The 13,231-nt window shown below is 60.9% G+C and carries 12 protein-coding genes; 2 read left to right on the plus strand and 10 right to left on the minus strand.

Annotation, left to right across the window (positions count from 1 at the left end):
* Positions 1–41 precede the first annotated feature (41 nt).
* From GQX66_RS15440 to GQX66_RS15455, 4 genes are read right to left on the minus strand one after another with little or no spacing between them, the layout of a single operon-like run.
* On the minus strand, positions 42–1,196 hold the full coding sequence (locus GQX66_RS15440; RefSeq protein ID WP_039769215.1) for an ABC transporter ATP-binding protein: 1,155 nt from the start codon (positions 1,194–1,196) through the stop codon (positions 42–44).
* On the minus strand, positions 1,193–1,846 hold the full coding sequence (locus tag GQX66_RS15445; protein ID WP_007953690.1) for an ABC transporter permease: 654 nt from the start codon (positions 1,844–1,846) through the stop codon (positions 1,193–1,195). The genes GQX66_RS15440 and GQX66_RS15445 overlap by 4 nt, the downstream gene beginning before the upstream one ends.
* Before the next feature lie 13 nt (positions 1,847–1,859).
* On the minus strand, positions 1,860–2,753 hold the full coding sequence (locus tag GQX66_RS15450; RefSeq protein WP_240869957.1) for a glycine betaine ABC transporter substrate-binding protein: 894 nt from the start codon (positions 2,751–2,753) through the stop codon (positions 1,860–1,862).
* A gap of 20 nt (positions 2,754–2,773) precedes the next feature.
* Positions 2,774–3,463 carry an ABC transporter permease gene (locus tag GQX66_RS15455; protein ID WP_172667905.1) on the minus strand — a complete coding sequence of 230 codons (690 nt, stop codon included), beginning with the start codon at positions 3,461–3,463 and terminating at the stop codon, positions 2,774–2,776.
* 356 nt (positions 3,464–3,819) lie between these two features.
* On the opposite strand from GQX66_RS15455, the gene GQX66_RS15460 reads away from it, so the two are divergent.
* Positions 3,820–5,403 (plus strand): peptide chain release factor 3, encoded by a 1,584-nt coding sequence (locus tag GQX66_RS15460; RefSeq protein ID WP_102717839.1) that lies wholly within the window; start codon positions 3,820–3,822, stop codon positions 5,401–5,403.
* A gap of 336 nt (positions 5,404–5,739) precedes the next feature.
* The gene (locus GQX66_RS15465; protein ID WP_064384136.1) at positions 5,740–6,000 is read left to right on the plus strand and encodes a hypothetical protein; all 261 of its coding nucleotides are present in this window, start codon (positions 5,740–5,742) and stop codon (positions 5,998–6,000) included.
* Positions 6,001–6,107: 107 nt separating this feature from the next.
* Here the strand turns inward: GQX66_RS15465 and GQX66_RS15470 are convergent, their stop codons facing one another.
* From GQX66_RS15470 to GQX66_RS15495, 6 genes are all read right to left on the minus strand, one after another.
* Positions 6,108–7,088, minus strand: a complete 981-nt coding sequence (locus tag GQX66_RS15470; protein WP_085746899.1) for a peptide ABC transporter ATP-binding protein — start codon at positions 7,086–7,088, stop codon at positions 6,108–6,110.
* A complete protein-coding gene (locus GQX66_RS15475; RefSeq protein WP_011332433.1) occupies positions 7,088–8,056 on the minus strand; it encodes an ABC transporter ATP-binding protein in 969 nt (322 codons plus the stop codon). The genes GQX66_RS15470 and GQX66_RS15475 overlap by 1 nt, the downstream gene beginning before the upstream one ends.
* Before the next feature lie 10 nt (positions 8,057–8,066).
* Entirely contained in the window at positions 8,067–8,993 is a 927-nt protein-coding gene (locus tag GQX66_RS15480; RefSeq protein ID WP_039769224.1) for an ABC transporter permease subunit, read from the minus strand.
* A gap of 11 nt (positions 8,994–9,004) precedes the next feature.
* The gene (locus GQX66_RS15485) at positions 9,005–10,015 is read right to left on the minus strand and encodes an ABC transporter permease subunit (RefSeq protein WP_007953665.1); all 1,011 of its coding nucleotides are present in this window, start codon (positions 10,013–10,015) and stop codon (positions 9,005–9,007) included.
* A gap of 73 nt (positions 10,016–10,088) precedes the next feature.
* Complete coding sequence (locus tag GQX66_RS15490) at positions 10,089–11,684, minus strand: ABC transporter substrate-binding protein (protein WP_240869959.1); 1,596 nt, start codon at positions 11,682–11,684, stop codon at positions 10,089–10,091.
* A 79-nt stretch (positions 11,685–11,763) separates the two neighbouring features.
* The gene (locus GQX66_RS15495) at positions 11,764–13,185 is read right to left on the minus strand and encodes an OprD family porin (protein ID WP_038357507.1); all 1,422 of its coding nucleotides are present in this window, start codon (positions 13,183–13,185) and stop codon (positions 11,764–11,766) included.
* Between the last annotated feature and the right edge of the window lie 46 nt (positions 13,186–13,231).

Below are 13,231 nucleotides of genomic sequence, written 5' to 3' on the forward strand. Positions count from 1 at the left end.
GGTCGAAAAAAAGGGCTGTCGAACAGCCCTTTTGCATTTGATCAGGCCACCGCTTCGGCCGGTGACACGATATTGGTCTTCATTCCGCGCGAACGGCCCGAACTCAGGTAAGCCGCAATCGACTCCTGGGTGACCTCGCCAAGGAACACACGCTCGGCATCCATCACTGGCAGCCATGAGCGATTGAACTCGTACATGCGCGACAACAGGATGCGCAAATGCTCGTCGTAGGCAGCGGTGGCGTTGAACTCGCGGAGGAATTGCGCACAGGTGCCGGTCTGACGGTGCAGGTCGCGACGGCGCACATAACCCAGAGCCTTGTTCTCCGCGTCAGTGACGACGACATAACGACGGTCATGCTCGTCCATCAACTCCAGCGCATCGGCCACCGGGGTTTCCGGGCTCACCGACGGCGCGTTGTCCGCGGCGTCTTCGGCTTTGACCAGCAGCAGACGTTTGAGGGTGCTGTCCTGACCGACGAAGTTGCTGACAAAGTCGTCCGCCGGATGAGCGAGCAGGGTGTCCGGATGATCGATCTGCAGCAACTTGCCGGCGCGGAAGATCGCGATCTTGTCGCCGAGCTTGATCGCTTCGTCGATGTCGTGGCTGACCATGATCACGGTCTTGTTCAGCGCCCGCTGCATCTCGAAGAATTCGTTCTGGATCATCTCGCGGTTGATCGGGTCGACCGCGCCGAACGGTTCGTCCATCAGCAGCAGCGGTGCATCCGCCGCCAGCGCACGGATCACGCCGATCCGTTGCTGCTGGCCACCGGACAGTTCGCGCGGGTAGCGATGCAGATACTGCTTGGGTTCAAGCTTGATCATGCTCATCAGTTCGCGGGCGCGGTCGTGGCATTTCTGTTTGTCCCAGCCGAGCAGTTTCGGCACCACGACAATGTTCTCTTCGATGGTCATGTTCGGGAACAGACCGATCTGCTGGATCACGTAGCCGATGTTGCGGCGCAGGGTCACTTCGTCGAGGTCGGTGGTGTCTTCGCCGTTGATCAGGATCTTGCCCGAGGTCGGCTTGATCAGGCGGTTGATCATTTTCAGCGTGGTGCTTTTGCCGCAACCCGATGGCCCGAGGAACACACAGATTTCGCCTTCATTGACGGTCAGGCTTACCGAGTCCACGGCTTTCACATCTTTGCCGTTGCTTTGGAAGGTCTTGCTGAGGTTTTGAAGTTCGATCATTTGAGGAGTCCTTTTGGAGTCAGCGAACGTTGCAGCCACTGCAAAATGAGGTCGGCGAAGATCGCCAGAAGACTGACCAGCAGCGCGCCGACGATGAGCATCGACATGTCGCTGCGGCTGATGGAGGCGAGGATCAGCACGCCGAGGCCGCCGGCGCCGATGGTCGCGGCAATGGTCATCACACCGATGTTCATCACCACGGCAGTGCGTACGCCGGCGAGGATCACCGGCACGGCGATCGGCAACTCGACCATGCGCAGGCGCTGGCCGAAGGTCATGCCGATGCCGCGCGCGGCTTCGCGGATGCCCGGTTCGACACCGGTCAGGGCAAGGTAGGTGTTACGCATGATCGGCAGCAGTGAATAAAGGAACACAGCGGTGATCGCCGGCATCGGGCCGAGGCCCTGGCCGAACTTCGAGTAGAACGGCAGCAGCAGGCCGAACAGGGCAATCGACGGCACGGTGAGCAATACCGTGGCGCTGGCCTGCAAGGGGCCGGCGAGGCTCGGGAAGCGCGTCATCAAAATGCCCAGCGGCACGCCGATGAGGATTGCCAGGCTGACGGCGATGCCGACCAGGGTGATGTGCTGCCAGGTCAGGTGCATCACCTGCTGCCAGTCGAGGTGGGAAAAGGCGTTCAAAAATTCCATGACTTTTCCTCCTTTAGTTCAGTGGATGCTGGCGCAGGAAATCGGCAGCGACTTTCGACGGGCTCTCGTGATCGACATCGACCCGCGCGTTGAGCTGGCGCATGGTTTCGTCGTCGAACAGTTCGGCCAGCGGCTTGAGTTGCTCGGCCAGTTGCGGGTGGGCGTCGAGGTAGGCCTGACGCACCACTGGCGCGGCGGTGTAGTCCGGGAAGTAATGCTTGTCGTCTTCCAAAAGCTTCAGGCCGAAAGCATTGAGGCGACCGTCGGTGGTGTAGACCAGACCGGCGAACACCTGGCCGTTACGCAGCGCGGTGTAGACCAGTCCGGCGTCCATCTGCCGGATGTTCTTGCGGGTCAGGTTCATGTCGTAGAGCTTGACCATGCCGTCCAGACCGTCGGAGCGGTTGGCGAACTCGGTGTCCAGCGCCACCAGGTGGTTGGTCTTGGCTTCAGCCTTCAACACGTCGTTCAACTGGCTGATGGTGTGGATTTGCGGGTATTGCTCGGCCACTTTTTTCGGCAGGGCGAGGGCGTAGGTGTTGCTGAATTTCGACGGCGTGAGCCAGACCAGGCCTTTCTTTGCATCGAGTTCTTTCACCCGGGCGTAGGACTGTGCGCTGTCGAGTTTTTCAGTGACATGGTTGTAGGCCACCAGCGACACACCGGTGTATTCCCAGAGCATGTCCAGTTGCCCGGTTTCGTGGGCGCTGCGGGCCAGGTTACTGCCCAGGCCACCGGTGATCTGCGCGTCGTAGCCTTTGCTGCGCAGGTATTGCGCGGTGATTTCCGCGAGCAGGGTCTGCTCGGTGAATACCCGGGCGCCAAGGCGAATCACCGGTTTGTCAGCGGCTTGGGCGATGCCTGCGAAGAGCAGCACGCAGCCCAGAATCAAACTAAGTCTTTTCATAAATATTCCTTCGCAAAGCCTCAAGACGGGCGCAAACCGCGTTCCAGCCAGAGACGGCTGGCGAGGGTGACCACGCCATCGAGCAGCAGGGCCAGCAGCGCGGTGCACGCGGCGCCGAGCAGCAGTTGCGGCTGATTGTTCAGGGCGATGCCGGGGAAGATCAGGCTGCCGAGGCTGTTGGCGCCGATCAGGAAGGCCAGCGGCGCGGTACCGACGTTGATCGCCAGCGCGACCCGCACACCGCCGACGATGATCGGCACGGCGTTGGGCAATTCGACTTTCCACAGCACCTGACGCGGCGTCATGCCGATCCCGACAGCGGCCTCTTTCAGTGAGCCCTGGACGTTTTTCAGGCCTTCATAGGTGTTGCGCACAATCGGCAAAAGCGAGGCGAGGAACAAAGCGAAGATCGCCGGACCGCTGCCGATGCCGAGAATCCCCAGGGCAATCGCGAGCACGGCCAGCGGCGGCACGGTGTTGCCGATGTTGAAGATCTGCATGAAGCGTTCGGCGCGGCCGACCATGGTCGGGCGGCTCAGGAATATACCGGCGGGAATGCCCACGACCAGGGCGGCCAGCATTGAAGCGAGGACGAGAATCAGGTGAGCTTGCAGGTAAAACAACAAATCGTCGCGGTAGTGTTCGATCGTGTTGATGCCGATCCAGTGGACCAGCAGGGCCAGGAGCGCGATCACCACCGCACCTCCCATCAGCCCTTTGCCATAGCGGATAGCCACAGGCGGACTCCTTTTTTTTAGTCGGCGACCGCTGCTCCGTGTGGCATGCCATGCCTGGCTGCCGGAGTCAGTGTTCGCGAGAAGCAGCTTTTTTTCAGCCCGGCAAAAGCGGTCTGAAAGCCAGCCATGAGCGCAGCCTCGTCAGGCTAACTTGCTGATTTTTCAGCCCCTGACGAAATGTCGTTACAGGGGATGGACGTCTCCGTGCTTTAAAAGGTTCCCATCTGAGGCAGCATTTGGCCACCCTTAATGTGCTCAACGGTTCGGTTATTGAATCGAGTTGGGCTATAATCGCCGCCCTTTTTTGAATCACCGCCAGGCGATTTCCCATGACCAGACAGGCCGCCGAAGTCGCGAAACGCCGCACTTTCGCCATTATTTCCCACCCCGATGCCGGTAAAACCACCATCACCGAAAAGCTCTTGCTGATGGGCAAGGCGATTGCTGTGGCCGGTACGGTGAAATCCCGTAAATCCGACCGCCACGCGACATCCGACTGGATGGAGATGGAAAAGCAGCGGGGCATCTCGATTACTACGTCGGTCATGCAGTTCCCGTATCGCGAACACATGATCAACCTGCTCGACACCCCGGGCCACGAAGACTTCTCCGAAGACACCTACCGCACCCTGACCGCGGTGGACTCGGCATTGATGGTCCTCGACGGCGGTAAAGGCGTAGAGCCACGTACCATCGCGCTGATGGACGTCTGCCGTCTGCGTGACACGCCGATCGTCAGCTTCATCAACAAACTCGACCGTGACATCCGCGACCCGATCGAACTGCTCGACGAGATCGAAGCCGTCCTGAAGATCAAGGCTGCGCCGATCACCTGGCCGATCGGTTGCTACCGCGACTTCAAGGGCGTGTACCACCTGGCGGACGACTACATCATTGTCTACACCGCCGGTCACGGTCACGAACGCACCGAAACCAAGATCATCGAGAAGCTCGATTCCGACGAAGCCCGCGCACACCTGGGCGATGAGTACGATCGTTTCCTCGAGCAGCTGGAGCTGGTGCAGGGCGCCTGCCACGAGTTCAACCAGCAGGAGTTCCTCGACGGTCAACTGACCCCGGTGTTCTTCGGTACCGCACTGGGCAACTTCGGTGTCGACCACGTACTCGACGCCGTGGTCGACTGGGCCCCGCGCCCGCTGCCACGTGTGGCCAACGAGCGCACCGTGGAGCCGGTGGAAGAGAAGTTCTCGGGCTTCATCTTCAAGATCCAGGCGAACATGGACCCGAAGCACCGCGACCGCATCGCCTTCATGCGTATCTGCTCCGGTAAGTACGAGAAAGGCATGAAGATGCGCCACGTGCGAACCGGCAAGGACGTGCGCATCGGCGACGCCCTGACGTTCTTCTCCTCCGAGCGTGAACAGCTGGAAGAAGCGTACGCCGGCGACATCATCGGTCTGCACAACCACGGCACGATCCAGATCGGCGACACCTTCAGCGAAGGCGAAACCCTGGGCTTCACCGGTATCCCGCACTTCGCCCCGGAACTGTTCCGCCGCGTACGCCTGCGCGACCCGCTGAAATCCAAGCAACTGCGCCAGGGCCTGCAACAGCTCGCCGAAGAAGGCGCGACCCAGGTGTTCTTCCCGGAACGCAGCAACGACATCATCCTCGGCGCCGTCGGTGTGCTGCAGTTCGATGTGGTCGCCAGCCGCCTGAAAGAGGAATACAAGGTCGAGTGCTCCTACGAGCCGATCACCGTGTACTCCGCGCGCTGGATCGAATGCAGCGACAAGAAGAAGCTGGAGGAATTCTCCAACAAGGCTGTGGAAAACCTGGCACTGGACGGCGGCGGTCACCTGACCTACCTCGCGCCGACCCGCGTCAACCTGGCCCTGATGGAAGAGCGCTGGCCGGACGTGAAATTCCGTGCGACGCGCGAGCACCACTAAGTGCTGATTGGCTGCACCCAAAACCCCGTCGCGAAAGCTGCGGGGTTTTTTATTGCCGGAAAATACCTGTGGGAGCGAGCCTGCTCGCGATAGCGGATGGTCAGCCGAAGTTGAACGGGCTCATAAATCGCCATCGCGAGCAGGCTCGCTCCCACAGGAGACCTTCCACATTAGATGGATTGGGTATAGGCGTTATTTCCAACCAGTCTCTACAGCCACGGCATTTCCAGCTGCTCCACAACGTCCTATCTGGTGAACCCGGCTGTTCGGAACTAGATTTCACAGAGGGCATCAGCCAGGCATTTGTGTTTCACCTGCGAAGGGATGGAATCGACTATGAAAAACAGGTTGCTACGCGTTCTGCTGTTGTTGAAAGTGATGGTGATGCTGTCCCTCGGCACTGCGACGGCCTGGGCCGAGTGCGAGGATCACGATACCCAGGCCTCCAGCGGGCAGGTGGGGCACAGCGCGCTGATGCTGGCCAAGTCCGAGTCCGAGCCGGGCGATCAGGGCCAGGGTGGCAGCGCCGACGATGACGACTCGACCACCGATGAGCCGGACACCGACGATCCGGACGAAGGCGACAGCCAGACGTAGATTCCGCGCAAAAGAAAACCCCTTCTTTCCCGATCGATGCGCAATCGGGGCAGAAGGGGTTTGGTCAACTCATCAACAACCCGCCCCGGGAAACGGGGCGGGTTTTTTCAGGCCGCGCCGTCGAGGAATTGCTCGGCGTAGTGACAGGCAACCTGACGCGTGTCGAGCTGGCGCAGGACCGGCTCTTCGCTGCTGCAACGCGCGGTGGCGTACGGGCAGCGCTTGTGGAACGCGCAGCCAGGCGGCGGGTTCAGCGGGTTGGGCAGCTCGCCGACGATCTTGATTTTCGGCTTGTCCGGATCCGGGTGGATGGTCGGGGTCGCCGACAACAGCGCCTGGGTGTACGGGTGCAGAGGACGGGCATAGATGTCGTGTTTCGGACCGATTTCCACCGGGCGACCGAGGTACATCACCATCACGTCATCGGCCACGTGCTGCACCACCGCCAGGTTGTGCGAGATGAACACGTAGCCGGTGTTGAACTCCTGCTGCATGTCCATGAACAGGTTCAGCACCTGCGCCTGGATCGACACGTCCAGCGCCGAGGTCGGTTCGTCCGCCACCAGCACTTTCGGTTGCAGCATCATGGCGCGGGCCAGCGCGATACGCTGACGCTGACCGCCGGAGAACATGTGCGGATAACGCTGGTAGTGCTCGGGACGCAAGCCGACCTGCTTCATCATCGCCTGGACTTTCTCGCGACGCTCGGCAGCTGACAGGTTGGTGTTGATCAACAGCGGCTCGGCCAGTTGATCACCGATTTTCTGCCGTGGGTTCAACGATGCGTATGGGCTCTGGAACACCATCTGCACGTCTTTGCGCAGTTGCTTGCGCTGGGCCTTGTCGGCGCCGGCCACTTCCTGCCCGGCGATTTTCAGCGAGCCGGATGACGGCTCCTCGATCAGGGTCAGGGCGCGGGCGAGGGTGGATTTGCCGCAGCCCGATTCACCGACGACGGCGAGGGTCTTGCCGGCTTCCAGCTCGAACGACACGCCGTTGAGGGCGCGCACGGTGGCGTGGCCCTTGAACAGGCCACGGGAGACTTCGTAGTGACGGGTCAGGTCGCGGGCGGTAAGTACGACGGCCATTACGCCACCTCCTGGTTCAACGGATAGAAGCAGCGGGCGAGGCTGTGGCTTTTCGGGTCAAGGGTCGGACGCTGCGCGCGGCAGCTGTCCTGGACGTACGGGCAGCGCGGCGACAGCAGGCAGCCTTGCGGGCGGTCGTAACGGCCGGGAACGATGCCCGGCAGTGTGGCCAGACGCTCGGCCCCTTGGCTGTGTTCCGGAATCGCCTTGAGCAGCGCTTCGCTGTACGGGTGGGCCGGGATGTCGAACAGCTGCGGCACCTGGCCGACTTCAACGGCTTGACCGGCGTACATCACGCACACGCGCTGGGCGGTTTCGGCTACCACGGCGAGGTCGTGGGTGATCAGCACCAGGCCCATGTTCTGCTCTTTCTGCAACGCCAGCAGCAGGTCCATGATCTGCGCCTGAATCGTCACGTCGAGTGCAGTGGTCGGCTCGTCCGCGATCAGCAGTTTCGGCTCGCCGGCAATCGCCATGGCAATCGCCACACGCTGGCTCATGCCGCCTGACAGTTGGTGCGGATAGGCGTCCATACGGCTGGCGGCACCCGGGATTTCGACTTTTTCCAGCAGTTCGATCGCACGTTTACGCGCTTGCTTGCCGGACATTTTCAGGTGCAGGCGCAGCACTTCTTCGATCTGGAAACCGACGGTGTAGCTCGGGTTCAGCGCGGTCATCGGGTCCTGGAACACCATCGCCAGGTCTTTGCCGACGATCTGCCGACGCTGGCGGTTGTTCAGCTTGAGCATGTTCTTGCCGTCGAAGCTCAGCGAGTCGGCGGTGACGATGCCTGGGTGCTCGATCAGGCCCATCAGCGCCATCATGGTCACGGACTTGCCGGAACCCGACTCGCCCACGATCGCCAGGACTTCGCCCTTGTCGACTTTCAGGTCGAGGCCGTCGACGACCGGGGTGGCGTTCTTGTCGCCGAAGCGAACGTTGAGATTCTTGATTTCTAACAGTGACATGGGAATCTCCTCAGGCGGCGTTCTTGAGTTTCGGGTCCAGCGCATCGCGCAGGCCGTCGCCCATCAAGTTGATTGCCAGCACGCTGAGCAAAATGGTCAAACCAGGCAGACTCACCACCCACCAGGCGCGTTCGATGTAGTCGCGGGCCGAAGCCAGCATGGTGCCCCACTCGGGGGTTGGCGGCTGGACGCCGAGGCCGAGGAAGCCCAGGGCGGCGGCATCGAGGATCGCCGAGGAGAAGCTCAGGGTCGCCTGAACGATCAGCGGTGCCATGCAGTTCGGCAGCACGGTGATAAACATCAGGCGTGGCAGACCGGCACCGGCCAGGCGCGCGGCGGTCACGTAGTCGCGGTTCAGCTCACCCATCACGGCGGCACGGGTCAGACGCACGTAGGACGGCAAGGACACCACGGCAATCGCGATCACGGTGTTGATCAGGCCTGGGCCGAGGATGGCGACGATCGCCACGGCCAGCAGCAGCGACGGCAGGGCCAGCATGATGTCCATCAGACGCATGATGGTCGGGCCGACCACTTTCGGGAAGAAACCGGCGAACAGACCCAGCAGGATCCCCGGGATCAGCGACATCACCACCGACGACAGACCGATCAGCAGCGACAGGCGCGAACCCTGGATCAGGCGCGACAGCAGGTCGCGACCCAGTTCATCGGTGCCGAGCAGGAACTGCATCTGCCCGCCTTCGAGCCACGCCGGCGGCGTCAGCAGGAAGTCGCGGTATTGCTCGCTCGGGTTATGCGGGGCGACCCACGGCGCGAAGATCGCGCAGAAAATCACCAGCAGCATGAACAGCAGGCCGGCGACGGCGCCCTTGTTCTTGGCGAAGGCCTGCCAGAACTCTTTGTACGGGGACGGGTACAGCAGACTTTGATCCACGGCGGTGGCGGCGGTGACTACTGAGGAAGTTGGAGTGCTCATGGGTATTGACCTCAGCGCTGATGACGGATGCGTGGGTTGGCAAAGCCGTAGAGGATGTCCACCACGAAGTTGACCAGAATCACCAGGCAGGCGATTAACAGGATGCCGTTTTGCACAACCGGGTAGTCTCGGGCGCCGATGGCTTCGATCAGCCATTTACCGATGCCGGGCCAGGAGAAGATGGTTTCGGTCAGGACCGCACCGGCCAGCAGGGTGCCGACTTGCAGGCCGACCACGGTCAGTACAGGGATCAGCGCGTTGCGCAGGCCGTGCACGAACACCACGCGCGACGGCGACAGGCCTTTGGCCTTGGCGGTGCGGATGTAGTCTTCACGCAGTACTTCGAGCATCGACGAACGGGTCATCCGCGCGATCACCGCCAGCGGAATGGTACCCAGCACGATGGCCGGCAGGATCAGGTGGTGCAGGGCATCGAGGAAGGCGCCCATGTCATCGGCCAGCAGGGTGTCGATCAGCATGAAACCGGTGCGCGGCTCGATGTCGTAAAGCAGGTCGATCCGCCCGGACACCGGGGTCCAGCCCAGGCTCACCGAGAAGAACATGATGAGGATCAGACCCCACCAGAAAATCGGCATCGAGTAGCCCGCGAGGGAGATGCCCATCACCCCGTGGTCGAACAGGGATCCTCGCTTGAGGGCCGCGATCACCCCGGCCAGGAGGCCCAGGATGCCGGCGAACAGCAGGGCGGCCATGGACAGTTCCAGGGTCGCCGGGAAGAGGGAGGTGAACTCGGTCCATACGCTCTCACGGGTGCGCAGGGATTCGCCGAGATCGCCGTGGGCCAGTTTGCCGATGTAGTCCAGGTACTGGGCGTACAGCGGTTTGTTCAGACCGAGGCGTTCCATTGCCTGAGCGTGCATTTCGGGGTCGACCCGACGTTCGCCCATCATCACTTCCACGGGGTCGCCGGGAATCATGCGAATCAACGCGAAAGTCAGCAAGGTGATGCCGAAAAACGTGGGGATCAACAACCCCAGTCGGCGGGCAATAAAACTAAACATCGTGTGTGGTACCTCATCAGCCGGTTAGGCGTGCCCGAAGTCCCTGGGGTCAGGGACTTCGGGAGTTTCTTATCTACTTCACCTGGGTGGTGGCGAAGTTATTGGTTGTCAGAGGGCTGATGTGATAACCCTCTACGTTGTTGCGCATTGCGGTGAACATGCGGGTGTGGGCCATGCTGATCCACGGTTGGTCCTGATTGAAGATGACTTGCGCCTCTTCATACAGCCTGGCGCGTTCGGCCGGATCTACTTTAGCCCGTGCTTCGTCGAGCAGGGCCTGGAATTTCTCGTTGCACCAGCGAGCGTAGTTTTCGCCGTTCTTGGCCGCTTCGCAACTGAGCATAGGCGTCAGGAAGTTATCCGGGTCGCCGTTGTCGCCCGCCCATCCGGCCGAAACCATGTCGTGCTCGCCGGCCTTGGCGCGTTTGAGCATCTCGCCCCATTCCATCACGCGGATGTCGATCTTGATCCCGACTTTCGCCAGGTCGGCCTGCATCATCTGCGCGCCGAGCATCGGGTTCGGGTTGGTCGGGCCGCCGCCGTTGCGGGTGAACAGAGTGAACGTGGTGCCTTCCGGTACACCGGCTTCCTTGAGCAGGGCGCGGGCCTTGTCGAGGTCTCGTGGCGGGTTTTTCAGCTCGTGGTTGTAGCCCAGCAGGGTCGGCGGGTACGGGTTGACCGCCACGCTGGCGTTGCCTTTGCCGAACAGGGCGTTGACGTAGGCTTCCTTGTCGAAGGCGATGTCGATCGCTTTGCGCACCCGCACGTCGCTGATGTACTTGTGCTGGGTGTTCATGGCGATGTACGAGACGGTCATCGCGTCCATTTCATCGACTTTCAGGTTGCTGTCTTTCTTGATGCTCGGGATGTCATCCGGTTTCGGATACAGCGCGATCTGGCACTCATTGGCCTTGAGCTTCTGCAAACGCACGTTGTTGTCGGTGGCAATCGCCAGGATCAGCGCGTCAGCCGGCGCCTTGCCGCGGAAGTAGTCCGGGTTGGCCTTGAAGCGTACCTGGGCGTCTTTCGCGTAACGCTGGAAGATGAACGGGCCGGTGCCGACCGGTTTGCTGTTCAGGTCGCCGGTCTTGTTGGCCTTGAGCAACTGGTCGGCGTATTCGGCCGAATAGATCGAGGAGAATGCCATGGCGATGTCGGCCAGGAACGGCGCTTCGCGGCGGGTCAGGGTGAACCTGACGGTGTTGTCGTCGACTTTCTCGACGCCTTTCAGCAGTTCCTTGAAGCCCATGCTTTCAAAGTACGGGAAGCCCACGCTCGACAGCTTGTGCCACGGGTGATTCGGATCCAGCTGACGCTGGAAACTCCAGACCACGTCGTCGGCGTTCATGTCGCGGGTCGGCTTGAAATATTCGGTGGTGTGAAACTTGACGCCTTTGCGCAGGTGGAACGTGTAGGTCAGGCCGTCTTCGCTGATGTCCCAGGACTCGGCCAGCGCCGGAATCACTTCGGTGGTGCCGGGCTTGAAGTCCGCCAGACGGTTGAAGATGGTTTCGGCCACCGCGTCGGCAGTGACTGCAGTCGTGTACTGGACCATATCGAAGCCTTCCGGGCTGGCTTCGGTGCAGACCACCAAGGGTTTGGCCGAGACGCCGACAGCGACACTCAGCAACGCAGCCGCGATGGCCGCACGTAGGGGAAGCATTTTCATCAAGAACCCTCTGCAATCGGTTGAAGACAAAAAGCCGAACGGCCGACTCGTCACTGAGTCAGCCGTCGGCTGGCGGTTTTTACAGGATGTTGAATGGAATGGTGGTCACGAGACGGAACTCGTTGATGTTGCCGTCAGCCTGGTGTTCGCTGGCGCGGTGAGTGGTGTACGTCGCGCGAATCGCAGTGGCCTTGAGCGGGCCGCTCTGCACGGCGTAGGAAGCACCGATGCCGTATTCGTAGTGCGATTCGCCGTCCATCAGGCTCAGGTCGCCGCGCTTGTCATCTGGAATGGTGTAAGCCGTGCCACGGTAGTGAGTACCGTCAATGCCCCAGCCGCGAGCCTGATAGATGTTGAACTTCAGGCCTGGTACGCCGTATTCGGCCATGTTGATGCCGTAGGCGATCTGGAAGGATTTCTCGTTCGGGCCGTTGAAGTCCGACAGCAGGGAGTTGGCCAGGTAGATGCCGTTGGTTTCATGCAGGTAGTCGAAGTACTCGTTACCGTTCACTTGCTGGTACGAGAAGGTCAGGCTGTGGGCCTGGTGAGTCAGGCCGAGGGACAACGAGTAGGTATCGTTGTCGATGTTGCCCATCAGTTTTTTGCCTTCGTCGACGGTCTTGTAGTAGTTCAGACCGGTGGTCAGGCTCAGGACCTGGCTGTCACCCAGTTCGTGGGTACCGCCGAAGTAGTACTGATTCCAGAAGTCTTCGACGTTGGCGACGTACAGGCTGGTTTTCAGGCTTTTGAGCGGCTGATAGTTCACGCCCGCGGTGTAGACCTTGTCGGTTTCTTCGCCGTTGGCGCCGTATTCGGAACGGAATTTCGACAGGCTCTGCTCGGTACGTGGCGAGACGCGGTCGAAACCGGCGAGGTCGAACGACAGGTTGTTCAACTCCTCGCTATGCAGACTGATCCCTTCAAAGCTCGAAGGCAGCGGACGGTTGCCGATAACATCGACAATCGGCGTGCTGAAGTTCTGGCGACCTGCGGTCAACGTGGTGTTCGACACGCGGAACTTGACGTTAGCCAGACCCAGTTTGCTCCACTGGTCGACCGCATCACCGTCGGAATGGGCGAGGGTGCGGTTGGAGCCGCCGGCGATATCCTTGCGGTCACGGTCGAGAACGATGGCGTTGTAAGCGGCCACTTCAGTGCTCACGCCAACGGTGCCTTGGGTGAAGCCCGAGGTGTAGTTGACGATGGTGCCCTGAACCCAGTTGATACGACGCGGGGTCTTTGTTCTGACCACTGGCGAGGTGTCTTTGTCGCTGTTTTTCACGTAACTGAAACTGTCGTCACGACGACGCAGTTCGTTGGCATACCAGTTACGCGTTGTGCCGCCCAGGCTTTGTCCATCGATAAAGCCTTTGGCCTCGCTTTGGGCGCTGCTGCCGGCCAATGTGGTAGGGACGAACTCCTGACTTGCAGGTTCTGCGTACGCCGTGGCGGTGATGCTGCTGATGGCCAGGGCCAGTATCGCGGTGCTGCTCAGTTTCATGGGTGAAGCTCCTTTACTTTCTTTTTATGCCGGCTTTTTTGGGTTG

The organism is Pseudomonas sp. B707, from assembly GCF_022496685.1.
Lineage (GTDB): Bacteria > Pseudomonadota > Gammaproteobacteria > Pseudomonadales > Pseudomonadaceae > Aquipseudomonas > Aquipseudomonas paraglycinae.